This is a genomic window from Enterobacter cloacae complex sp. HYC042_NIDB, assembly GCF_056673315.1.
The window spans coordinates 2,045,517-2,069,489 of sequence record NZ_CP109650.1 but is presented as its reverse complement, the minus strand read 5'-3'; the positions used below and the strand labels follow the sequence as shown (position 1 = coordinate 2,069,489).

Sequence of the window (23,973 nt, the reverse complement as noted above, 5' to 3'; positions counted from 1 at the left end):
ATGTTTAAACCTCATGTTACGGTCGCCTGCGTGGTGCACGCGCAGGGAAAATTCCTCGTTGTGGAAGAGAGCATCAACGGCAGGGCGCTGTGGAATCAGCCTGCCGGGCATCTTGAAGCCAATGAAACGTTGCTGCAGGCCGCGAAGCGCGAGCTCTGGGAAGAGACCGGCATTCGCGCTGAGCCCCAGCACTTCATTCGCATGCACCAGTGGATTGCGCCCGACAGCACCCCATTCCTGCGCTTTTTATTCGCCGTTGAGCTTAGCGAAACGTGCGCCACAGAACCGCATGATGACGATATCGATCGCTGCCTGTGGGTCACCGCTGAGGAGATCCTGAACGCGCCAAACCTGCGCTCACCGCTGGTTGCGGAAAGCATCCGCTGCTGGCAGTCAGGCGCACGCCTGCCGCTGGGTGTCATCGGAGAATTTAACTGGCCGTTTACAGAGGGTGTCAACGGTGGGGGGGCGTGATAGAATACGCCGCCTTGAAGTTCAATGTCGTGAGTATTCCATGTCAGATAACAGCCAGAAAAAAGTGATCGTCGGCATGTCCGGCGGTGTCGATTCCTCCGTTTCCGCCTACCTGTTGCAGCAACAGGGCTATAAGGTGGAGGGCCTGTTCATGAAGAACTGGGAGGAAGACGATGGCGAGGAATACTGCACTGCCGCAGCGGATCTCGCCGACGCGCAGGCCGTATGCGACAAGCTCGGCATTGAACTGCACACCGTTAACTTTGCCGCAGAATACTGGGACAACGTCTTTGAACTGTTCCTGGAAGAGTACAAAGCGGGCCGTACCCCGAACCCGGATATTCTGTGCAACAAAGAGATCAAATTTAAAGCTTTCCTGGAATTCGCCGCGGAAGATCTGGGCGCTGACTACATTGCGACCGGTCACTACGTGCGTCGTGCGGACGTGAATGGCAAAAGCCAGTTGCTGCGCGGCCTCGACGGCAATAAAGACCAGAGCTACTTCCTTTATACGCTGAGCCACGAACAGATTGCGCAAAGCCTGTTTCCGGTCGGCGAACTGGAAAAGCCGGAAGTGCGTAAAATTGCCGAAGAGCTGGACCTGATCACCGCGAAGAAAAAAGACTCCACCGGTATCTGCTTTATCGGCGAGCGCAAATTCCGTGATTTCCTGGGCCGCTACCTGCCTGCACAGCCAGGTAAAATTGTCACCGTTGATGGCGACGAGATTGGTCAGCATCAGGGGCTGATGTACCACACCTTAGGCCAGCGTAAAGGCCTGGGTATTGGTGGGACGAAAGAAGGCAGCGAAGATCCGTGGTACGTGGTCGACAAAGACGTCGAAAACAATATTCTGGTGGTGGCTCAGGGTCACGACCACCCGCGTCTGATGTCCGTTGGCCTTATCGCACAGCAGTTGCACTGGGTCGATCGCGAGCCCCTGAAAGGCACGCTGCGCTGCACGGTGAAAACGCGCTACCGCCAGACCGATATTCCTTGCACCATCACCGCGCTTGATGATGACCGTATTGACGTCCGTTTCGACGAGCCGGTCGCCGCCGTTACCCCGGGCCAGTCTGCTGTCTTCTACAGCGGCGAAATCTGCCTGGGCGGCGGGATCATTGAACAGCGCCTGCCGCTGCCCGCTGTTTAACCGATTGCACACATAAAGGAGACCGTGTGGCGAAGAATTATTATGACATCACCCTTGCGCTGGCAGGAATTTGCCAGTCTGCTCGTCTGGTGCAACAGCTGGCGCATCAGGGTCACTGTGACGCTGATGCCCTGCACGTTTCGCTCAACAGCGTTATCGACCTCAACCCCGGTTCAACCCTGGGCGTGTTCGGCGGCAGCGAAACCAATCTTCGTCTCGGTCTTGAAACCCTGCTTGGCGTGCTTAACGCCAGCAGCCGTCAGGGGTTAAACGCGGAACTGACCCGCTACACCTTAAGCCTGATGGTGCTTGAGCGTAAGCTGAGCGCGGCAAAAGGCGCGCTCAATACCCTGGGCGATCGCATCGCCGGGCTACAGCGTCAGCTCGACCATTTTGACCTGCAGTCTGAAACGCTGCTGAGCGCCATGGCGGGCATTTACGTTGACGTCATCAGCCCGCTGGGCCCGCGCATTCAGGTCACCGGCTCCCCTGCCGTACTGCAAAGCCCGCAGGTGCAGGCGAAGGTCCGCGCTTCCCTGCTGGCTGGGATCCGCGCCGCCGTGCTGTGGCATCAGGTTGGCGGTGGCCGCCTGCAGTTAATGTTTTCTCGTAATCGCCTGACCACTCAGGCAAAACAAATTCTTGCTCATTGTTAACCTCCCGGAGTTGCGAATTATGGAATTATCCTCACTGACCGCCGTATCCCCTGTCGATGGACGCTACGGCGATAAAGTCAGCGCGCTGCGCGGGATCTTCAGCGAATATGGTTTGCTGAAGTTCCGTGTTCAGGTTGAAGTACGCTGGCTGCAGAAGCTGGCCGCCCAGGCAGCAATCAAGGAAGTTCCTGCTTTTGACGAAAAGGCAAACGATTACCTTGATAAAATCGTTGCTGAGTTTAGCGAAGAAGATGCCGCGCGCATTAAGACCATTGAACGCACCACCAACCACGACGTGAAAGCGGTTGAGTACTTCCTGAAAGAGAAAGTGGAAAGCGTCCCGGCCCTGCATGCGGTATCCGAGTTCATTCACTTCGCCTGTACGTCCGAAGATATCAACAACCTGTCTCACGCGCTGATGCTCTCCACCGCGCGTAAAGAAGTGGTTCTGCCTTACTGGCGTAAAATCATCGACGCGGTGAAAGCGCTGTCCGTGGAATACCGCGACATTCCGCTGCTTTCCCGTACTCACGGCCAGCCAGCCACCCCATCCACGATGGGTAAAGAGATGGCGAACGTGGCGTACCGCATGGAGCGCCAGTATCGTCAGCTGGAGCAGGTTGAAATTCTGGGTAAAATCAACGGCGCGGTCGGTAACTACAATGCCCACATTGCCGCGTACCCGGAAGTGGACTGGCATCAGTTCAGCGAAGAGTTTGTGACCTCTCTGGGGATCCAGTGGAACCCGTACACCACCCAGATTGAGCCGCACGACTACATTGCAGAGCTGTTTGACTGCATCGCGCGCTTCAACACCATCCTGATCGACTTCGATCGCGACGTGTGGGGCTACATCGCGCTGAACCACTTCAAGCAGAAGACCATCGCCGGGGAAATTGGCTCCTCCACCATGCCGCACAAAGTGAACCCAATCGACTTCGAAAACTCCGAAGGCAACCTGGGCCTGGCGAATGCCGTGCTGCAGCATATGGCGAGCAAGCTGCCGGTATCCCGCTGGCAGCGTGACCTGACCGATTCCACCGTGCTGCGTAACCTGGGCGTGGGCATTGGCTACGCGCTGATCGCGTATCAGTCCACCCTGAAGGGCGTGAGCAAGCTCGAAGTGAACCGTGACCGTCTTCTGGACGAGCTGGATCACAACTGGGAAGTATTGGCAGAGCCGATTCAGACCGTGATGCGCCGCTACGGTATCGAAAAACCGTACGAGAAGCTGAAAGAGCTGACACGCGGTAAACGCGTCGATGCCGAAGGCATGAAACAGTTTATCGACGGTCTGGCACTGCCGGAAGAAGAGAAAACCCGCCTGAAGGCCATGACTCCGGCGAATTATATTGGCCGCGCCATCACTATGGTTGATGAGCTGAAGTAATGTTCCTTCCCCCCTTTCCGCCCGGAAAGGGGGTTGCTTTTCCCCGGTTTACTGAATGTTTATCCCCACAGCAACATAATCAGCGTTAAACTATTCATACTATTTATTCTGGGAGAAAAGATGATGCGCGTACTGGTTGTTGAGGATAACGCATTGCTACGCCACCACCTGAAGGTTCAGCTTCAGGAGATGGGACATCAGGTGGATGATGCTGAAGATGCAAAAGAAGCCGATTATTATCTCAATGAACACCTGCCGGACATCGCCATTGTCGATTTAGGCCTGCCTGATGAAGACGGCCTGTCGTTAATTCGTCGCTGGCGCAGCCATGACGTTTCCCTGCCTGTTCTGGTTCTCACCGCCCGCGAAGGCTGGCAGGACAAAGTTGAAGTGCTCAGCGCCGGTGCGGATGATTACGTCACCAAACCGTTTCACATTGAAGAAGTGGCGGCGCGCATGCAGGCGCTGTTACGCCGCAACAGCGGGCTGGCTTCACAGGTTATCTCCATTCCGCCTTTCCAGGTGGATCTCTCCCGTCGCGAGCTGTCGATTAACGATGAAGTGATCAAGCTCACCGCGTTCGAATACACCATTATGGAAACGCTGATCCGTAACAGCGGAAAAGTAGTGAGCAAAGACTCCTTGATGCTCCAGCTCTACCCTGACGCTGAGCTGCGCGAGAGTCACACCATAGACGTGCTGATGGGCCGTTTGCGTAAGAAAATTCAGGCGCAGTATCCGCAGGACGTGATTACGACCGTCCGCGGCCAGGGCTACCTGTTCGAATTACGCTAAATGAGACGGATTTTGCGCCACATTCTGCCCCTCTCGCTGCGGGTTCGTTTTTTACTGGCAACGGCCGCGGTGGTGCTGGTGCTGTCGCTCTCCTACGGTCTGGTCGCCCTGGTGGGCTACAGCGTCAGCTTCGATAAAACGACCTTTCGACTGTTACGCGGCGAAAGTAATCTGTTTTATACCCTGGCCACATGGAAAGACAACCACATCACCGTTGAAATGCCAGAGAACCTGGATCAACAGAGTCCTACTTTAGCCCTGATTTACAATGAAAAGGGAAAGTTGCTTTGGGCGCAACGCGATATTCCGTGGCTGGCGAAAAGCATTCGTCCGGAGTGGCTCAAAACCAACGGGTTTCATGAGATAGAAGCCGATCTCAATACCACCAGCACGCTGATTCGCGAAGATCGCTCGATGCAGCAAAAGCTCAATGAAATCCGGGCTGACGATGCCGAGACGGAAATGACGCACTCGGTGGCGATCAATATCTACCCGGCGACCATGAACATGCCGCAGTTAACCATTGTGGTGATCGACACCATTCCGGTTGAGCTAAAACGTTCCTATAAGGTCTGGGGCTGGTTCGTTTATGTTCTGGCCGCAAACCTGCTGCTGGTGATCCCGCTGCTTTGGGTGGCGGCGTGGTGGAGCTTGCGCCCTATTGAGTCCCTGGCGCGAGAGGTGCGCGAGCTTGAGGAACATCATCGTGAAAAGCTCAATCCGGAAACCACCCGTGAGCTGACCAGCCTGGTGCGTAACCTCAATCGCCTGCTGAAAAGCGAGCGTGAACGCTATGATAAGTACCGTACGACCCTGACCGACCTCACCCACAGCCTGAAAACGCCGCTGGCCGTAATGCAAAGCACCCTGCGTTCCATGCGCAGCTCAAGGCTGAGCGTCGACGATGCCGAGCCGGTGATGCTGGAACAAATCAGCCGAATCTCGCAGCAAATTGGCTACTATCTGCATCGCGCCAGCATGCGTTCCGGCAGCGCGCTCCTGAGCCGCGAGCTGCACCCGGTGGCCCCGCTGCTGGATAATCTCACGTCCGCACTTAACAAGGTGTATCAGCGTAAAGGGGTGAACATCAGCCTCGATATTTCGCCTGAAATTAGCTTTGTAGGCGAAAAAAATGACTTTATGGAAGTGATGGGCAACCTGCTGGATAACGCCTGTAAATACTGCCTGGAGTTTGTTGAAGTATCGGCGCGCCAGACGGATAACGAGTTACACATTATCGTTGAGGATGATGGCCCCGGGATCCCGCTTAATAAACGTGATGTGGTGTTCGATCGCGGTCAGCGAGCGGATACGCTGCGCCCCGGTCAGGGCGTGGGTTTAGCCGTCGCCCGCGAGATTGTCGACCAGTATGACGGAAAAATCGAAACCAGCGAAAGCTTGCTCGGCGGGGCCAGAATGGAAGTGATTTTTGGTCGCCAGCAGCCCACATCGGATGATAGTTAACCCGTTATGTGAAAAATGCGAGGATCTCGCAGCCGGGGGGCTGAGCTTCCGTTATAATCCGAGTCAGTAAGAGCCTGCGGATAAAAAAATATGGATTATCATTTAACACTTAACTGGCCCGAATTTATTGAACGTTACTGGCAAAAGCGCCCGGTGGTTCTGAAACGCGGGTTCAGCAACTTTGTCGACCCTATCTCACCTGACGAGCTGGCCGGTCTGGCCATGGAAAACGAAGTCGACAGCCGTCTGGTCAGCCACCAGGACGGGAAATGGCAGGTCAGCCACGGTCCTTTCGAAAGCTACGATCATCTCGGCGAAAGCAACTGGTCGCTGCTGGTGCAGGCGGTTAACCACTGGCACGAGCCGACTGCCGCGCTAATGCGCCCGTTCCGCGCCCTGCCCGACTGGCGAATGGACGATCTGATGATCTCCTTCTCCGTACCTGGCGGCGGCGTGGGTCCGCATCTGGACCAGTACGACGTGTTTATCATTCAGGGCACGGGCCGCCGCCGCTGGCGCGTGGGCGAAAAAGTGCCGATGAAGCAGCACTGCCCGCACCCGGATCTGCTTCAGGTGGATCCGTTCGAAGGCATTATCGACGAAGAGCTGGAGCCAGGCGATATTCTCTACATTCCGCCAGGATTCCCTCACGAAGGTTACTCCCTGGAGAACTCGCTGAACTACTCTGTCGGGTTCCGCGCGCCGAGCGGCCGCGAGATGATCAGCGGCTTTGCCGACTATGTCCTGCAGCGCGAGCTGGGAAGCTATCGCTACAGCGATCCGGATGTGCCTGCACGCGAGCATCCGGCAGACATCGTGCCAGAAGAGCTGGATAAGCTGCGCGGCATGATGCTGGATCTGATCAACGAGCCGGAACATTTCAGGCAGTGGTTTGGCGAATTTATCAGCCAGTCACGCCACGAGCTGGACGTTGCACCGCCGGAGCCGCCGTATCAGGCAGATGAGATCTATGATGCGCTGCAGCAGGGTGACAAGCTGGTTCGTCTGGGCGGATTACGCGTGCTGCGCATTGGTGAAGAGGTCTTCGTCAACGGTGAGAAGCTCGACTCCCCGCACCGTCCGGCGCTGGAAGCCATTGCCAGCCATATGGTACTGACTGCAGAAACCTTTGGCGACGCGCTGGAAGACCCATCCTTCCTCGCGATGCTGGCCGCGCTGGTCAACAGCGGGTACTGGTTCTTTGAGGACTGAGTTGTGACAATGCCCGGTGGCGCTGCGCCACCGGGCATTTTTTTAGCGTTTAGCGGTTAACTCGGCTATGCGCACAATCACCTTCACCGCCTTTTCCATCCCTTCCAGCGTCACAAACTCATGCTTGCCGTGGTAGTTATAGCCCCCGGTAAACAGGTTCGGGCACGGTAGCCCCATAAACGATAGCTGCGAGCCGTCAGTTCCGCCGCGAATCGGTTTTAAGACCGGTTCAATATCGCAGTCTCGCATCGCCTGCTGGGCGATATCCAGAATGTGCGGATGGGCCATCACCTTGTCGCGCATATTGTAATAGCTGTCTTCAATAATCAGCTCAATATAGCAGTCAGGATGCAATCCCTTCCCAACCTTCTTGGCGATCTCCATCATTTTGCGCTTGCGCGCCTCAAAGGCTTTACGATCGAAATCGCGGATGATGTAGTGCATCTGCGCGCTGTCCACGGTGCCTTTGATGCTGGTGAGGTGATAAAAGCCCTCGTACCCCTCTGTCTGTTCAGGGCTCTCTTCCGCCGGGACTTCCGCATGAATACGCGACGCCAGCGACAGCGCGTTCACCATCACCCCTTTGGCAGACCCTGGGTGAACGTTGTTTCCGACAATTTTTATGGTCACCGACGCCGCGTTGAAGTTTTCGTACTCCAACTCGCCCACGCCACCGCCGTCGACGGTATACGCCCACTGCGCGTTAAAAGCGTCCACGTCGAAGTGCTTCGCGCCCTTACCTACCTCTTCATCTGGGGTAAAAGCAACGCGGATGTCCCCGTGCGGGATGTTTTTACCTTTCAGCACCGCCAGCGCCGTCATGATTTCCGCGATGCCCGCCTTGTCATCCGCCCCCAGCAGCGTTTTGCCGTCGGTGGTGATCAGCGTCTGGCCGAGCAACTGGTGCAGCACCGGGAACATCACCGGAGACAGCACTTCGTCGCCAATCCCCAGCGCGATATCACCGCCGCGGTAGTTTTCCACGATCTGCGGGTTCACGTGTTTGCCGCTAAAATCAGGTGAGGTATCGACATGAGAAATAAAGCCAATCGCCGGAATATCACCCGGCACATTCGCCGGCAGCGTTCCCATCACAGTGCCTTTTTCGCTTAACGTGACGTTGACCAGCCCCATGGCCTCAAGCTGCTCTTTAAGCAGGTTTAACAACTTCCACTGGCCTTCGGTGCTTGGCACCTGGCGGACACCCGGCTTAGATTGGGTATCCAGCGAAACATACTGTAAAAAACGCTCAAGTAATTTATCCATGCAGTCACCCTCACTTTTTGTGACAACATTATCAGTAAGCATCAAAACGCAAATATTGCGTCAGGTCACTTTTATCCCGCAAACGAGAACTTTTTACGTTTATATCTTTATGCGTTAATAAATGTAGCTTATGAATCAGTGACAAGGATTGGCGATTACGGGGGATTGCCGTAGAATGTCCGCCCTCATTACGAGTCACCAAGGTGGTTACACACAAACCCCGCTTCAGTCTGCTGCCTGAGGCGTCTATATGGGACAGCGCAAAAATTGAATACACAATCCCGTTCTCGTTCACCGCTGGTGCAACTGGAACGAATTCGTAAAAGCTTTGATGGCAAAGACGTCATTTCCGACCTCAACCTGACCATCAATGATGGTGAGTTTCTTACGCTGCTTGGCCCTTCCGGCTGCGGCAAAACTACCGTACTGCGCCTTATCGCCGGGCTGGAAAGCGTTGATAATGGCCGCATCCATCTTGAGAACCAGGACATAACCCAGGTTCCTGCCGAAGATCGCCACGTCAATACCGTTTTTCAGAGCTACGCCCTGTTCCCGCACATGACCGTGTTTGAGAACGTGGCGTTTGGCCTGCGGATGCAAAAAACCCCGGCTAATGAGATCGAACCGCGCGTCACCGAAGCCCTGCGCATGGTTCAACTGGAGACGTTTGCCCAGCGAAAGCCCCACCAGCTCTCCGGCGGTCAGCAGCAGCGCGTGGCCATTGCCCGCGCGGTCGTCAATAAACCGCGCCTGCTTCTGCTGGATGAATCCCTCTCTGCGCTGGATTACAAGCTGCGCAAGCAGATGCAGAACGAGCTGAAAGCGCTACAGCGCAAGCTCGGCATCACCTTTGTCTTCGTCACCCACGATCAGGAAGAGGCGCTGACCATGTCAGACCGTATCGTGGTAATGCGTGACGGTAAGATTGAACAGGACGGTACGCCGCGTGAAATTTACGAAGAGCCGAAAAACCTGTTTGTCGCCAGCTTTATTGGCGAGATCAATATCTTCAACGCCACCGTGCTTGAGCGTCTGGATGCACAGCGCGTTCGCGCGAACGTCGAGGGACGCGACTGCATTATCACCGTGAACTTTGCCGTCGAGAAAGGACAAAAACTCAACGTCCTGCTGCGCCCGGAAGATCTCCGCGTTGATGAGATCCACGACACGGCCGACGTCGAAGGTCTGATCGGTTACGTTCGCGAACGTAACTATAAAGGGATGACCCTCGAGTCCGTTGTGGAACTGGAGAACGGCAAAATGGTGATGGTCAGCGAATTCTTTAACGAGGACGATCCTGACTTTGACCACTCTCTTGACCAGAAAATGGTTATCAACTGGGTAGAAAGCTGGGAGGTTGTGCTGGCTGATGAAGAACACAAGTAAGTTCCAGAAGGTGGTCATTGCCACTATCGTCGGTTGGCTTGTGTTATTTGTCTTTTTACCCAACCTGATGATCATCGCCACCAGCTTCCTGACCCGCGACGATGCAAACTTCGTTTCGCTGGTCTTTACGCTGGACAACTACGCGCGCCTGCTCGATCCGCTCTATTTCGACGTGCTGTTGCACTCGCTCAATATGGCGCTGATTGCCACCGTGGCCTGCCTGCTGCTGGGGTACCCTTTCGCATGGTTCCTGGCGGGACTGCCGCAAAAGGTGCGCCCGCTGCTGCTGTTTCTGCTGATTGTGCCGTTCTGGACCAACTCGCTGATTCGCATCTACGGGCTGAAAATCTTCCTCAGCACCAAAGGCTACCTCAACGCGTTTCTGCTGTGGCTGGGCGTGATTGATACGCCAGTGCGCATCATGTTTACCCCAGGTGCGGTAATCATTGGCCTGGTCTATATCCTGCTGCCGTTTATGGTGATGCCGCTCTACTCCAGCATTGAGAAGCTCGATAAACCGCTGCTGGAAGCGGCAAAAGATCTGGGGGCCAGCAAGCTGCAGACCTTTATCCGCATTATCATTCCGCTGACCATGCCCGGTATTATTGCGGGCTGTCTGCTGGTCATGCTCCCGGCGATGGGCCTGTTCTACGTGTCTGACCTGATGGGCGGGGCGAAAAACCTGCTTATCGGCAACGTGATTAAGAGCCAGTTCCTGAACATTCGCGACTGGCCGTTCGGCTCCGCGACCAGCATTACGCTCACGGTGGTGATGGGGCTGATGCTGCTGGTCTACTGGCGCGCTTCTCGCCTGCTCAACAAGAAGGTGGAACTCGAATGATCGGTCGACTGCTTCGCGGCGGTTTTATGACCGCCATTTACGCTTACCTTTATATCCCGATTATCATTTTGATCGTGAACTCGTTTAACAGCTCGCGGTTCGGGATCAACTGGCAGGGGTTTACCACCAACTGGTACAGCCTGCTGATGAACAATGACAGCCTGCTGCAGGCCGCACAGCACTCGCTGACGATGGCGATCGTTTCCGCCACCTTCGCCACGCTGATTGGCTCGCTGACCGCCGTGGCGCTGTATCGCTACCGTTTTCGCGGCAAGCCGTTCGTCAGCGGCATGCTGTTTGTAGTGATGATGTCGCCGGACATCGTGATGGCGATTTCGCTGCTGGTGCTGTTTATGCTGCTGGGCGTACAGCTTGGCTTCTGGTCGCTGCTGTTTTCCCATATCACCTTCTGCCTGCCGTTTGTGGTGGTCACCGTCTACGCGCGTCTGAAAGGGTTCGACGTGCGCATGCTGGAAGCGGCGAAAGATCTGGGTGCCAGCGAGACGATCATCCTGCGCAAAATCATCCTGCCGCTGGCGATGCCTGCCGTCGCCGCCGGATGGCTGCTCAGCTTTACCCTGTCGATGGATGACGTCGTGGTTTCCTCCTTCGTGACCGGGCCGAGCTACGAAATTCTGCCGTTGAAGATCTATTCGATGGTAAAAGTTGGCGTCTCACCGGAGGTGAACGCGCTGGCGACCATACTGCTGCTGTTTTCGCTGGTTCTGGTAATCGCCAGCCAGGTTCTTGCTCGTGATAAAACAAAATCTCAGGGGACAATGAAATGAAAAAAATGCTCGCCGCTGCGGCGCTGGTGCTTGGCATGGGTGTCGCGCACGCTGATGACAGCAAAACGCTCTACTTCTACAACTGGACGGAATACGTGCCGCCGGGCCTGCTGGAACAGTTCACAAAGGAGACGGGCATCAAGGTGATCTACTCGACCTACGAGTCGAATGAAACCATGTACGCCAAGCTCAAAACCTACAAGGACGGCGCCTACGATCTGGTGGTTCCTTCCACCTACTTTGTCGACAAAATGCGCAAAGAGGGCATGATCCAGAAGATCGACAAAACGAAGCTAACTAATTTTTCAAACCTCGATCCTGAGATGCTCAACAAGCCTTTCGACCCGAATAACGACTACTCCATTCCGTATATCTGGGGGGCGACGGCGATTGGCGTGAACAGCGAGGCCATCGATCCGAAAACGGTCACCGGCTGGGCGGATCTGTGGAAACCGGAATACAAAGGCAGCCTGCTGTTAACCGACGATGCGCGTGAAGTGTTCCAAATCGCGCTGCGTAAGCTTGGCTATTCCGGTAACACCACCGATCCGAAAGAGATCGACGCGGCTTACAACGAGCTGAAAAAGCTGATGCCTAACGTGGCGGCATTCAACTCTGATAACCCGGCAAACCCGTATATGGAAGGCGAAGTAAACCTGGGGATGGTGTGGAACGGCTCTGCGTATGTTGCCCGTCAGGCCGGGACGCCGCTGGAGGTGGTCTGGCCGAAGGAAGGCGGGATCTTCTGGATGGATAGCCTCGCGATCCCGGCCAACGCGAAGAACGTGAACGGTGCGCTGAAGCTGATTAATTTCCTGCTGCGTCCGGACGTGGCGAAACAGGTAGCCGAGACGATTGGCTACCCGACGCCAAACCTGGCCGCCCGCAAGCTGCTGAAGCCTGACGTGGCTAACGATAAGTCACTCTATCCGGATGCCGAAACCATCAGCAAAGGAGAATGGCAGAACGATGTAGGCGACGCGAGCCGCCTTTACGAAGAGTATTATCAGAAGTTAAAAGCAGGTCGTTAATGCAATACATAACGGGCGACGCAACGTCGCCCGTTACTCTTACAGCCCCTTCAGAAGCTTATCTACAAACGCTGGCACCACCTCGCTCGCCAGGCCATATTGCTTCTCTTCAAACTCGCTGCCCACCTGGCTCGGCTCCAGATTGAGCTCCACCGTATGCGCCCCGTGCAGTCGCGCTTCGTGAACAAACCCCGCCGCCGGGTAAACGTGCCCTGATGTGCCAATAGCGATAAACACGTCCGCCATCGCCAGCGCGCTGTAGATCTCATCCATCCCCAGCGGCATTTCGCCAAACCAGACCACGTGCGGACGCAGGCGCGACGGGAACTGGCAGCAGTGGCACTTGTCCTCTGGCAGCACGTCCTCTTTCCAGTCCAGCACCTGGCCGCTCCAGGCGCAGCGAACTTTAAGCAGCTCGCCATGCATGTGGATGATGTTCTTGTTACCGGCCCGCTCGTGCAGATTGTCGATATTCTGCGTCACCAGCAGAAAACGATCCCCGAGCGCCTCTTCCAGCTTCGCCAGCGCCAGATGCGCCGCGTTTGGCGCAATCTCAGGCTGCTGAAGCTGCCGACGGCGAGCGTTGTAAAACGCCTGCACGAGATCCGGATCGCGGGCAAAGCCTTCCGGCGTCGCCACGTCCTCGACGCGGTGCTCTTCCCACAGCCCGTCTGCCGCACGGAAGGTTTGAATTCCTGACTCGGCGGAGATCCCCGCTCCGGTCAGTACCACCACTCTGGGTTTATCCATCGCTTCAGGCATGATTCTGTCTCTGAAAAAGATCCGCTGGCGCAAGCGCTCTCGTAAGCGGCGTTTGTTTTTGCGAAAACGGCTGAGTCGACCCTGGCGACGCGACAGCATAAAGACCTCGTAAACTAATCGGTGAGATGAAGGAATGCGGCTCCGCGCATGCCTCCCGCGTCCCCGTGTCGCGCGCGTTCAATGCGCGGCACGCGGGCGACCGGCAATAAATGTCGGGGCAGACGCCCGGACAACCGTTCCGTAATCGCAGTAAAGTTTGAAAGCCCTCCCCCGATCACCAGCAGATCCGGGTCGACGATGGTGAGAATATTTCCCAGACACACCGCCAGCAGATCCAGATAGCGCTCGACGTGCTCACGCGCCTGCGCATCCCCCTGCTCCCACAGGGTAATGATTTGAGGGGCCTCAAGTTTCTGATGATAGAAGTGTTCGTAAAGCCATGCAAACCCGCGTCCTGAGAGATAATTCTCGATACAGCCGTGCTGGCCGCAGCCGCAGCGGGTCAGCGGGAAATCACGCCCCACCACCTCCAGCGCATCCACCGGGAGACGGATATGACCAAACTCGCCGGTGATGTAGCTGCGCCCGGTAATCGGCTTGCCGTTGATGACAATCCCCCCGCCTACGCCGGTACCGAGGATCAGCCCCATCACCAGCGGATAGCGGCGGAATTCATCGTCCCAGGCTTCAGAGAGGGCAAAGCAGTTGGCATCGTTATCTAAACGCACGTCGCGTTCTAGGAGGGCCGAGAGGTCGGCGCGGAGCGGTTTACCGCTGGCGGCAGGCACGTTGGCGGCATACAGCGTGCCATCATCGGTTTCCGGCATCCCCGGAATACCGATGCCGACGCTGCCTTTCACGCCAAATCGTTCATCCGCCTGCGCTACCAGCGCGGCAATGGCGGTTAAAAATTCATCGTAGCTTTCGCGCGGCGTGGGAACGCGGGTTTCCCACTGGAGTTTGAGGTCTTTATCAAACACGCCGAGCGCAATCTTGGTGCCGCCAATATCAAATCCATAATACATAACGCATTCCTCTTTCTGACATAGCGGCCTCAGGACCGCTACACCATGACGTAATTACTGGCCACTTAATACCCTCGCCGGATCAATTCGGCTTGCGCGACGCGCCGGATACCAGCTTGCCAGCAGACTCAGTAAAAGTGCTGTAACCAGCACATAAAAAACGTCCAGCCAGTGCAGTTCAGACGGCAGGAAGTCAATAAAATAGATGTCACCGGACAGGAACTGGTGACCAATAAGCTTTTCAATCCCGTTGATAATCGGCGTCAGCTGCAGAGAAACCACCACGCCAATCACCACGCCGCAAAGGCTGCCGAACAGCCCTGCCAGCAAACCGTACCAGACGAAGATGGCGCGAATAAGACCGTCTTTTGCCCCGAGGGTACGCAACACGGCGATGTCGCCGCTCTTGTCCTTAACCGCCATTACCAGCGTCGAGACGATATTAAAGCACGCCACGCCAATCACCAGCACCATCGCCAGATACATGATCGCACGGATCATCTGGATATCACGGTACATATAGCCGTAAGTGCCGATCCAGCTTTTGATGTAAACATAGTTATTGGTGACGCTGCCGGCATCACGCACCAGTTTGTTGGCGTTAAAGACGTCGTTCACCTTAATGGCAATGCCCGTCACGCTGTCGCCCATGTCGAGATACTGGCGCGCATCTTCCAGCGGAACCATCGCAAAGCTATGGTCAAGCTGGCCGCTCAGCTGAAGAATACCGGTGACGTGCAGGCGCACGCGTTTTGGCTGCTGCAGTTTGTGATCGGCGCTGGCATTCGGGATCATGATTGACACCCAGTCGCCCTGCTTCACCTTCAGGGCATCGGCAACGCCTTTACCCATAATGATCTGCTGCTCGCCGGCCTTAAAGTTCGCCCACGCGCCGTTCTGAACATATTTCGGCAGCGCGCTGAGCCGCTCCTCCTGGGCCGGGTTGACCCCTTTAACCTGGATGGCGCGCAGGTTTACCCCGCTCTCCACCAGCCCGGTAAAGTTAATGTATGGCGCGGCCGCGGCAATGCCCGGCACTTTTTCCACTTTGGCGAGCGCATCGCTCCAGTTGGCCCACGGCTGGTTAACCGGCTCGATCTCCCCGTGCGGCACCACCGCCAGAATGCGGTTATTCAGCTCGCGCTCAAAGCCGTTCATGGCGCTTAAGCCGACAATCAGGACCGCCACGCCCAGCGCAATACCGATGGTGGAGATCACAGAGATCAGCGACACCATACCGCCGCGACGGCGACCGCGGCTAAAACGTAAACCAATGAGTAACGATAACGGTGACGCCATTACTCTGCCCCCATCAGGGTCAGTTCCGCATTCAGATGGCCGTCGCGCATCTCAAGCTGGCGACCCATGCGTTTTGCCAGCTGCAGATCGTGAGTCACCACCAGAAACGCGGTTCCCTGCGAGGCGTTCAGCTCGCCGAGAAGCTGGAAGATACTGTCCGCGTTGCGCGCGTCGAGGTTACCGGTCGGTTCATCCGCCAGCACCAGACGCGGGTTGTTGACCAGCGCACGGGCAATTGCCACGCGCTGGCGCTCGCCGCCGGACAGTTCCGACGGGCGGTGATTTCCCCGGTGGCCCAGCCCTACCGCTTTCAGTATATCGCTGGCGCGGGCGTTGATTTCTGCCGGTTTCTTTTTGCCAATCAGCAGCGGCATCGCCACGTTTTCCAGCGCCGTGAAGTCCGGCAGCAGGTGGTGGAACTGGTAGATAAAGCCCAGCTCGCGGTTACGCAGCTCGGCCTTCGCCGCAGAGGACATTTTGCTCATCGGCTGACCGGAGAAGATCACGTCGCCGTTGGTTGGCGTGTCCAGCCCGCCCAGCAGGTGCAGCAGCGTACTTTTGCCCGAGCCGGAGCTGCCGACAATCGCCATCATCTCGCCCTCGCCCACGCTGAAGCTCACATTGTGCAGCACGTCGGTCTGCACAGTGCCTTCCTGATAGCGTTTGGACAGGTTGTCGCATTGCAACAGGATCTTATTCATAACGTAAAGCCTCAGCGGGTTGAGTGGCGGCGGCGCGCCAGGAAGGATAAAGCGTAGAAAGCAGCGCAATGGCCATCGCGGCCAGCGCAATTCCGACCACCTGCAGCGGCTCGATAGCCACCGGCAGCGCCGCGCCGTCAAGGAGCGCGCCGATGATCGGCATTAAGTTATTAAGCTGGCTGGCAAGCAGTGCGCCGAGCACGGCGCCCAACAGCGCGCCGATAATGCCTGCACTGGCCCCCTGCACCATAAAGACCGCCATGATCTGGCGCGGCGTCAGACCCTGGGTTTGCAGGATGGCGACTTCGCCCTGCTTCTCCATCACCATCAGGCCCAGCGAGGTGATGATGTTAAATGCAGCCACGGCGACGATCAGGCTCAGCAGCAGCCCCATCATGTTTTTTTCCATACGCACGGCCTGGAACAGCTCGCCTTTACGCTCGCGCCAGTCCTGCCATTTGGTGCCGTCCGGCAGTTTTTGCTGGCTGAGGGTATCGACCTTCAGCGGCTGATCGAGCCACAGGCGCCAGCCGGTGATATTTCCCGCCGGGTAGCGCATCAGGCGTGAAGCGTCCTGAATGTTCACCAGCATCTGATAGCCGTCAACTTCGCTGTTGGCGGCAAAAGTACCAATCACGTTAAACAGGCGCTGGCTCGGCAGGCGCCCCATTGGCGTAAACTGGCTGGCGGACGGCACCATCACGCGCAGCTGATCGCCGCGGTTGACGCCAAGCTGCCCGGCAAGCTGCTCACCCAGAATCACGTTGTATTTTCCGGCTTCCAGATCGGTTTGCTTCACGTTAACCAGGAACGGCGTCAGCGGGTCTTTTTGCGCCGGGTCAATCCCCAGCATCACGCCGACCGCCACGCTGCGGGCGCTTTGCAGCACCACATCGCCAGTGGTTAAGGGCGCAACGCGCGTGACGCCCTGTAACTTCGCCGCGCTTTCCGGCAGCTGTTGCGGGTTAACGGAACCGTTATTCGATGAGAGAACGGCCTGCGGCATCAGCCCCAGGATGTTGTTTTGCAGCTCGCGCTCGAAGCCATTCATGACGGAAAGCACCGTCACCAGTGCCATCACGCCGAGCGTAATGCCAATAGTCGAAAGCCAGGAGACAAAGCGACCGAAGCGGTCCGCGGCGCGCCCACGCATGTAACGTAAGCCTATGAAGAGTGCGACAGGTTGATACATGAAGTCCGTCTGTTTGCTGATAGCAGACCCACGAGTATATAAGCGAATCCGTTAAGGGTAAATGACTGAAACCGTAAGCTTTGGTAATCATTTTTCCGAAAAATTCAGATAAATCAGGGTACTAATGTCTGAAACCGCGCCTCGCAACCTCCACCTTTTCCGAAAAACCTCCTGATACAGACTGTTACCCATTACATCACGGTTTCGTTTAACAACAATTGCTCGTTCGTCTATGGCAATAAGGTAGTTGCGAACAATGAAGCAAAAAGCATTATGGATAAACCAGATAAAAGGGCTGTGCATCTGTCTGGTGGTGATTTACCACTCGGTCATCACCTTTTATCCTCATCTCAGCGGGCTACAGCATCCGCTCTCCGGTCTCCTCGCCAAATGCTGGGTCTATTTTAACCTCTATCTCGCCCCGTTCCGGATGCCGGTTTTCTTCTTTATCTCCGGCTATCTGATCCGTCGTTATATTGATGAGGTAGACTGGCGCACCAGCCTCGACAAGCGGATCTGGAGCATTGTCTGGGTTCTGGCGCTGTGGGGGATCCTGCAATGGCAGGCGCTGACCCACCTGAACGCCTGGCTGGCGCCCGATCGCGAGCTTGCCACCTCGTCGAACGCGGCCTACGCCGATTCCCTGGCAGGATTTGTGCGGGGCATGCTCACCGCCAGCACCAGCCTGTGGTATCTGTATGCTCTGGTGGTCTACTTCACGCTGTGTAAACTGCTGAGCCGCTGGAAGCTGCCGGTACTCGGACTTCTTGCGCTGGCGAGCATCGCGATCAACTTCCTGCCGCTGCCGTGGTGGGGAATGAACAGCGTGGTACGCAACATGATCTACTACAGCCTGGGGGCGTGGTATGGCGCCGAGCTGATGGCGTGGATGAAAAGTTTCAACCTGCGCCGCACCTGGCTGGCTACTGGCGCTTTCGCGGCCGTCTCCGTGGTGCTGTGGTTTGCTAACGTTCCTCTCCTGCTTTCTCTGCTGTCGATCGTGTTGATCATGAAGCTGTTCTACAGCCTTGAGCAGCGTTATGCCGTACATCCCAACAACCTGCTGAACGTGATTGGCTCAAACACCATTGCGATCTATACCACCCACCGCATCTTAATTGAGGCCTTCAGCCTGATCCTGATTGGCGAGATGAATGCCGCCCTGTGGCCGGTCTGGGCAGAACTGTGCTTAATACTGGTCTACCCGATTGCCAGCCTGCTGATCTGTACCCTTGCCGGGCTCGGGGTGCGTAAAATTTCCACCGCGCTGTTCGGGGACCTTTTCTTCTCTCCTCCGTCTACGCGGAGCCTGTCACCTGCCACCCGTTAATGCCCTCTCCGCCCCCGTTTTGGGGGCGTTTAGCCCTGCCGTGCGGTTACAATTTGCTTATGTAAAACGATCGAGGATAATAAAGACATTGCGTATCAGTGATATGCCCCAATACTGTTGGTATATCCATAAGAGACTCTGACATAGCCATGCCTGAACACTATCGTTATTCCTTGCCCGTCAAAGCGGGCGACCAGCGCCAGCTGGGTGAACTCACGGGCGCGGCGTGCGCCACGCTGGTGGCAGAAATCGCTGAGCGGCACCCTGGCCCGGTGGTGCTGGTTGCCCCGGATATGCAAAACGCCCTGCGCCTGCACGATGAAATCCGCCAGTTCACCGATAGCCTGGTGTTCAGCCTGGCCGACTGGGAAACGCTGCCGTATGACAGTTTCTCCCCGCATCAGGAGATCATCTCCTCGCGCCTGTCGACACTATATCAACTCCCGACCATGCAGCGCGGCGTGCTGATTGTGCCGGTGAATACCCTGATGCAGCGCGTCTGCCCGCACAGCTATCTGCACGGCCACGCGCTGGTGATGAAAAAAGGCCAGCGCCTGTCTCGCGACACCCTGCGAGACCAGCTTGACGGTGCCGGATATCGCCATGTCGATCAGGTCATGGAGCACGGGGAATATGCCACCCGCGGCGCGCTGCTCGACCTTTACCCGATGGGCAGCGACCAGCCGTATCGTCTGGATTTCTTTGATGATGAAATCGACAGCCTGCGCGTGTTCGATGCCGACACCCAGCGCACGCTGGAAGAGGTGGAATCCATCAATTTACTGCCTGCCCACGAGTTCCCGACGGACAAAACCGCCATCGAGCTGTTCCGCAGCCAGTGGCGCGACAGGTTCGACGTAAAGCGTGATGCAGAACATATCTATCAGCAGGTCAGCAAAGGTACGCTCCCGGCCGGAATCGAATACTGGCAGCCGCTGTTCTTCAGCGAGCCGCTGCCCGCCCTGTTCAGCTACTTCCCGGCGAATACGCTGATTGTGAACACCGGCGATATCGACGCCAGCGCCAGCCGCTTTGAAAGCGAAACCCGCGCACGCTTCGAAAACCGGGGCGTTGACCCGATGCGTCCGCTCCTGCCGCCGGAAGCGCTGTGGCTGCGCACCGACGAACTCAACGCCGAGCTGAAGCGCTGGCCGCGCATGCAGCTGAAAACCGATTCGCTTGCCGATAAGGCCGCCAACACCAACCTCGCCTTCCGCACGCTGCCGGAGCTGGCCGTTCAGGCGCAGCAGAAATCCCCGCTGGATAATCTGCGCAAGTTCCTGGAGTCCTTTACTGGCCCGGTGGTGTTCTCCGTTGAGAGTGAAGGCCGCCGCGAAGCTTTGGGTGAGCTGCTGGGACGCATTAAGGTGGCGCCGAAGCGCATCCTGCGTCTGAGCGAAGCGACCGGAAACGGTCGTTATCTGATGATCGGCGCCGCCGAGCACGGGTTCATCGACACGCTCAACAACCTGGCGCTGATTTGCGAAAGCGACCTGCTGGGCGAGCGCGTCGCGCGCCGCCGTCAGGACAGCCGTCGGACCATCAACCCGGACACGCTGATCCGCAACCTGGCCGAGCTGCATCCAGGCCAGCCGATTGTTCACCTGGAGCACGGCGTTGGCCGCTATCAGGGGATGACCACGCTGGAAGCGGGCGGTATCAAAGGTGAGTACCTGATGCTGACCTACGCCAACGACGCCAAACTCTATGTACCGGTCTCGTCGCTGCACCTGATCAGCCGCTATGCGGGCGGCGCGGAGGAAAATGCGCCGCTGCACAAGCTGGGCGGCGACGCCTGGGCGCGTGCACGCCAGAAAGCGGCGGAAAAAGTGCGCGACGTGGCGGCCGAACTGCTGGATATCTACGCCCAGCGCGCGGCCAAAGAGGGCTTCGCCTTTAAGCACGACAAAGAACAGTACCAGCTGTTCTGCGACAGCTTCCCGTTTGAAACCACGCCGGATCAGGCCCAGGCGATCAATGCCGTGCTGAGCGACATGTGCCAGCCGCTGGCAATGGACCGCTTAGTCTGCGGCGACGTCGGCTTCGGCAAAACCGAAGTGGCGATGCGCGCCGCCTTCCTTGCGGTTGAAAACAACAAGCAGGTGGCGGTGCTGGTGCCGACCACCCTGCTCGCTCAGCAGCACTTCGACAACTTCCGCGACCGTTTCGCCAACTGGCCGGTACGCATCGAAATGCTGTCGCGTTTTCGCAGCACCAAAGAGCAGACGCAGATCCTGGAGCAGGCAAGCGAAGGCAAGATCGATATTCTGATCGGCACCCATAAGCTGCTGCAAAGCGACGTGAAGTGGAAAGATTTGGGGCTGCTGATCGTCGACGAAGAGCACCGCTTCGGGGTTCGCCATAAAGAGCGTATCAAAGCGATGCGCGCCGACGTCGATATCCTGACCCTGACCGCGACGCCGATCCCGCGCACGCTGAACATGGCGATGAGCGGCATGCGCGATCTGTCGATTATCGCCACGCCGCCGGCGCGTCGTCTGGCGGTAAAAACCTTTGTCCGCGAGTACGACAATCTGGTGGTGCGTGAGGCCATTCTGCGTGAAGTGCTGCGCGGGGGTCAGGTCTATTACCTGTATAACGATGTCGAAAATATCCAGAAAGCCGCCGACAGGCTGGCGGAACTGGTACCGGAAGCGCGTGTTGCCATCGGTCACGGACAGATGCGCGAACGCGAGCTGGAGCGGGTGATGAACGACTTCCACCACCAGCGCTTTAACGTGCTGGTGTGTACCACCATCATCGAAACCGGGATCGACATTCCGACGGCGAACACCATCATCATTGAACGTGCGGATCACTTCGGCCTGGCCCAGCTTCACCAACTGCGCGGCCGCGTCGGGCGTTCGCACCATCAGGCCTACGCCTGGCTACTGACGCCGCATCCGAAAGCGATGACCACCGACGCGCAAAAGCGCCTGGAAGCCATCGCCTCGCTGGAAGACCTCGGCGCAGGCTTCGCTCTGGCCACGCACGACCTGGAGATCCGAGGCGCGGGTGAACTACTGGGTGAGGACCAGAGCGGCTCCATGGAGACCATCGGCTTCTCGCTCTATATGGAGCTGCTGGAAAACGCGGTTGATGCCCTGAAGGCCGGGCGCGAGCCGTCTCTGGAAGATTTGACCAGCCAGCAGACCGAGGTCGAGCTGCGAATGCCTTCCCTGCTGCCGGATGATTTCATTCCGGACGTGAATACCCGACTGTCGTTCTACAAGCGCATCGCCAGCGCGAAGACGGAAAACGAGCTGGAAGAAATTAAGGTTGAGCTGATCGACCGCTTCGGCCTGCTGCCAGATGCTGCGCGTAACCTGCTGGATATCGCGCGCCTGCGCCAGCAGGCGCAGAAGCTGGGCATTCGCAAGCTTGAGGGCAACGAAAAAGGCGGCGTCATTGAATTTGCCGAGAAGAACCACGTCAACCCGATGTGGCTGATCGGCCTGCTGCAAAAACAGCCGCAGCACTTCCGTCTTGATGGCCCGACGCGACTGAAATTTACCCAGGAGCTGACGGAGCGCAAAACGCGCATGGACTGGGTGCGTAACTTTATGCGTCAGCTGGAAGAGAACGCTGTCGCGTAACTCGCCCTTCCCCCCCGTTAGCGCAGTGCTGGCGGGGGGACAATTTACAAACTCTTTGCACTTCACCCGATCTTCCCGACACACCCATTCGCCATAATTATCTTTAACCCCTTATAAAACAATAACCTTATCATTTATATGGATTATGGTGATGATGACCTCTTCGCGTTTTACCCGCTGGATAACCCTGTTTGCGCTGGCAGCCACCGTCGCGGTTGCGCTTCCTGCTCGGGCAAACACCTGGCCCCTTCCCCCGCCCGGCAGCAAGGTGGTGGGCGAAAACCGTTTTCATGTGGTTGAAAACAATGGTGGCTCACTGGAAGCGATAGCCAAAAAATATAACGTCGGTTTTCTGGCCCTGCTGCAGGCGAACCCCGGCGTCGATCCGTACGTCCCGCGCGCGGGCAGCGTACTGACGATTCCGTTACAGACTATCCTGCCGGATGCCCCGCGGGAGGGGATCGTGATCAACCTGGCGGAGTTGCGTTTGTACTATTACCCGCCGGGTAAAAATGAGGTTACCGTCTACCCTATCGGTATTGGTCAACTGGGCGGCGATACGCTGACGCCGACGATGGTCACCACCGTCTCGGATAAACGCGCCAACCCAACCTGGACGCCGACGGCCAACATTCGCGCCCGCTATAAGGCCCAGGGCATCGATCTTCCTGCCGTGGTTCCGGCAGGCCCGGATAACCCGATGGGTCATCACGCGATCCGCCTTGCCGCATACGGCGGCGTTTATCTGCTGCACGGTACAAACGCGGATTTTGGCATCGGCATGCGCGTCAGCTCCGGCTGCATTCGTCTGCGCGATGACGATATCAAAACGCTGTTTAACGTCGTTACGCCGGGAACGAAGGTGAATATTATCAATACGCCGATTAAGGTCTCTGAAGAGCCAGGCGGCGTGCGGCTGGTTGAGATTCACCAGCCGCTATCAAAAAATATCGGCGACGATCCCCAGACGTTACCCATTAACCTGAATGCCGCGATGGTGAGCTTCAAAACGAATGCGAATACCGATAGCCTGGTGATGGAGCGCGCGATGGAAGCGCGGTCAGGCATGCCGACCGATGTCACCCGGCATCACAATGTCGTCCAGCAGTCCATGTAAGACGGAAAGTAAAACGCCCTGCTAAGCAGGGCGTTTTTTATTGCAGTGGCATAAATGAGGGTTTATGCCCGGCTTATTTATAGATGACAGCGGTGCCGTGCAGGGTGTTAGGACCGGTCACAGAGGTGATGCGGTAAGATTTTGCACCCATTGCTTCCGCTTTTTGTGCCAGCTGATCTTCCAGAGAGCCCAGGTTAGTCCCGGCAGATGCAGAGATCGTCCCGACTTTATGCTGATCGGCTGGAGTGGATTGTACCTGTACAGCAGCAAAGCTTGCGAAAGAGAGTGAACTCAGTACAGCAGCAGCGATGAGGGTTTTTACGTTTTTCATAATGTTTACCTTTGGCAGATGAATTTTTTGGTCGTTAGCTATTTAGTTAACGATCGATAGGTAAATCATAAATGTGATCCAGCTCACGCGTCAACACATTTTTATAACGAGCATTAATTAAATTTTAAAATTGTTATTTTTCATACATATATGATTAATTTATT

At 56.7% G+C, this 23,973-nt stretch carries 21 protein-coding genes; 14 read left to right on the top strand and 7 right to left on the bottom strand.

Annotation, left to right across the window (positions count from 1 at the left end):
- From OKF39_RS09860 to OKF39_RS09830, 7 genes are all read left to right on the top strand, one after another.
- Complete coding sequence (locus tag OKF39_RS09860; protein ID WP_028012752.1) at positions 1 to 474, top strand: NUDIX hydrolase; 474 nt, start codon at positions 1 to 3, stop codon at positions 472 to 474.
- Between the two features lie 40 nt (positions 475 to 514).
- Complete coding sequence (mnmA, locus tag OKF39_RS09855; RefSeq protein ID WP_028012751.1) at positions 515 to 1,627, top strand: tRNA 2-thiouridine(34) synthase MnmA; 1,113 nt, start codon at positions 515 to 517, stop codon at positions 1,625 to 1,627.
- A 26-nt stretch (positions 1,628 to 1,653) separates the two neighbouring features.
- Entirely contained in the window at positions 1,654 to 2,283 is a 630-nt protein-coding gene (gene hflD / locus OKF39_RS09850) for a high frequency lysogenization protein HflD (protein ID WP_013097081.1), read from the top strand.
- 19 nt (positions 2,284 to 2,302) lie between these two features.
- Complete coding sequence (gene purB, locus OKF39_RS09845; RefSeq protein WP_014883421.1) at positions 2,303 to 3,673, top strand: adenylosuccinate lyase; 1,371 nt, start codon at positions 2,303 to 2,305, stop codon at positions 3,671 to 3,673.
- Between the two features lie 123 nt (positions 3,674 to 3,796).
- Positions 3,797 to 4,468: a two-component system response regulator PhoP gene (phoP, locus tag OKF39_RS09840; RefSeq protein WP_025911763.1), complete on the top strand. Its 672-nt coding sequence runs from the start codon at positions 3,797 to 3,799 to the stop codon at positions 4,466 to 4,468.
- Positions 4,469 to 5,932 (top strand): two-component system sensor histidine kinase PhoQ, encoded by a 1,464-nt coding sequence (phoQ, locus tag OKF39_RS09835; protein WP_028012749.1) that lies wholly within the window; start codon positions 4,469 to 4,471, stop codon positions 5,930 to 5,932.
- Between the two features lie 90 nt (positions 5,933 to 6,022).
- Positions 6,023 to 7,144 (top strand): ribosomal protein uL16 3-hydroxylase, encoded by a 1,122-nt coding sequence (locus OKF39_RS09830; RefSeq protein ID WP_047364295.1) that lies wholly within the window; start codon positions 6,023 to 6,025, stop codon positions 7,142 to 7,144.
- Positions 7,145 to 7,186: 42 nt separating this feature from the next.
- On the opposite strand, the gene pepT is transcribed toward OKF39_RS09830, so the two are convergent.
- Entirely contained in the window at positions 7,187 to 8,410 is a 1,224-nt protein-coding gene (pepT, locus tag OKF39_RS09825; protein WP_032644861.1) for a peptidase T, read from the bottom strand.
- A 237-nt stretch (positions 8,411 to 8,647) separates the two neighbouring features.
- Between pepT and potA the strand changes: the two genes are divergently transcribed.
- Genes potA through potD form a run of 4 tightly spaced genes read left to right on the top strand, consistent with a single transcriptional unit; the run spans position 8,648 to position 12,456 of the window.
- Entirely contained in the window at positions 8,648 to 9,796 is a 1,149-nt protein-coding gene (potA, locus tag OKF39_RS09820) for a spermidine/putrescine ABC transporter ATP-binding protein PotA (protein ID WP_167401640.1), read from the top strand.
- A complete protein-coding gene (potB, locus tag OKF39_RS09815) occupies positions 9,780 to 10,637 on the top strand; it encodes a spermidine/putrescine ABC transporter permease PotB (protein ID WP_041910497.1) in 858 nt (285 codons plus the stop codon). Before potA ends, potB begins: the two co-directional genes overlap by 17 nt.
- On the top strand, positions 10,634 to 11,425 hold the full coding sequence (gene potC / locus OKF39_RS09810; protein ID WP_028012744.1) for a spermidine/putrescine ABC transporter permease PotC: 792 nt from the start codon (positions 10,634 to 10,636) through the stop codon (positions 11,423 to 11,425). Before potB ends, potC begins: the two co-directional genes overlap by 4 nt.
- Positions 11,422 to 12,456, top strand: a complete 1,035-nt coding sequence (gene potD / locus OKF39_RS09805; RefSeq protein ID WP_479983728.1) for a spermidine/putrescine ABC transporter substrate-binding protein PotD — start codon at positions 11,422 to 11,424, stop codon at positions 12,454 to 12,456. Before potC ends, potD begins: the two co-directional genes overlap by 4 nt.
- Before the next feature lie 39 nt (positions 12,457 to 12,495).
- On the opposite strand, the gene cobB is transcribed toward potD, so the two are convergent.
- The 5 genes from cobB to lolC are packed head-to-tail and all read right to left on the bottom strand — an operon-like array spanning position 12,496 to position 17,435.
- Positions 12,496 to 13,317, bottom strand: coding sequence for a Sir2 family NAD+-dependent deacetylase (gene cobB / locus OKF39_RS09800; RefSeq protein WP_041910499.1), 822 nt, complete (start codon positions 13,315 to 13,317; stop codon positions 12,496 to 12,498).
- Between the two features lie 14 nt (positions 13,318 to 13,331).
- Entirely contained in the window at positions 13,332 to 14,243 is a 912-nt protein-coding gene (gene nagK / locus OKF39_RS09795) for an N-acetylglucosamine kinase (RefSeq protein ID WP_032638600.1), read from the bottom strand.
- A 54-nt stretch (positions 14,244 to 14,297) separates the two neighbouring features.
- Positions 14,298 to 15,542 (bottom strand): lipoprotein-releasing ABC transporter permease subunit LolE, encoded by a 1,245-nt coding sequence (gene lolE, locus OKF39_RS09790; protein ID WP_047368298.1) that lies wholly within the window; start codon positions 15,540 to 15,542, stop codon positions 14,298 to 14,300.
- Positions 15,542 to 16,243, bottom strand: a complete 702-nt coding sequence (lolD, locus tag OKF39_RS09785; protein ID WP_192985959.1) for a lipoprotein-releasing ABC transporter ATP-binding protein LolD — start codon at positions 16,241 to 16,243, stop codon at positions 15,542 to 15,544. The genes lolE and lolD overlap by 1 nt, the downstream gene beginning before the upstream one ends.
- Positions 16,236 to 17,435 (bottom strand): lipoprotein-releasing ABC transporter permease subunit LolC, encoded by a 1,200-nt coding sequence (lolC, locus tag OKF39_RS09780; protein WP_028012739.1) that lies wholly within the window; start codon positions 17,433 to 17,435, stop codon positions 16,236 to 16,238. Before lolC ends, lolD begins: the two co-directional genes overlap by 8 nt.
- A 256-nt stretch (positions 17,436 to 17,691) precedes the next feature.
- Between lolC and OKF39_RS09775 the strand changes: the two genes are divergently transcribed.
- The 3 genes from OKF39_RS09775 to ldtC all read left to right on the top strand — a co-directional run bounded on the left by OKF39_RS09775 (position 17,692) and on the right by ldtC (position 23,478).
- Complete coding sequence (locus OKF39_RS09775) at positions 17,692 to 18,765, top strand: acyltransferase family protein (RefSeq protein WP_063437660.1); 1,074 nt, start codon at positions 17,692 to 17,694, stop codon at positions 18,763 to 18,765.
- A gap of 149 nt (positions 18,766 to 18,914) precedes the next feature.
- Complete coding sequence (mfd, locus tag OKF39_RS09770; protein ID WP_182035536.1) at positions 18,915 to 22,361, top strand: transcription-repair coupling factor; 3,447 nt, start codon at positions 18,915 to 18,917, stop codon at positions 22,359 to 22,361.
- Positions 22,362 to 22,512: 151 nt separating this feature from the next.
- Positions 22,513 to 23,478: a L,D-transpeptidase LdtC gene (ldtC, locus tag OKF39_RS09765; protein WP_063153834.1), complete on the top strand. Its 966-nt coding sequence runs from the start codon at positions 22,513 to 22,515 to the stop codon at positions 23,476 to 23,478.
- A gap of 73 nt (positions 23,479 to 23,551) precedes the next feature.
- Here the strand turns inward: ldtC and bhsA are convergent, their stop codons facing one another.
- The gene (gene bhsA / locus OKF39_RS09760) at positions 23,552 to 23,809 is read right to left on the bottom strand and encodes a multiple stress resistance protein BhsA (protein WP_023332711.1); all 258 of its coding nucleotides are present in this window, start codon (positions 23,807 to 23,809) and stop codon (positions 23,552 to 23,554) included.
- Between the last annotated feature and the right edge of the window lie 164 nt (positions 23,810 to 23,973).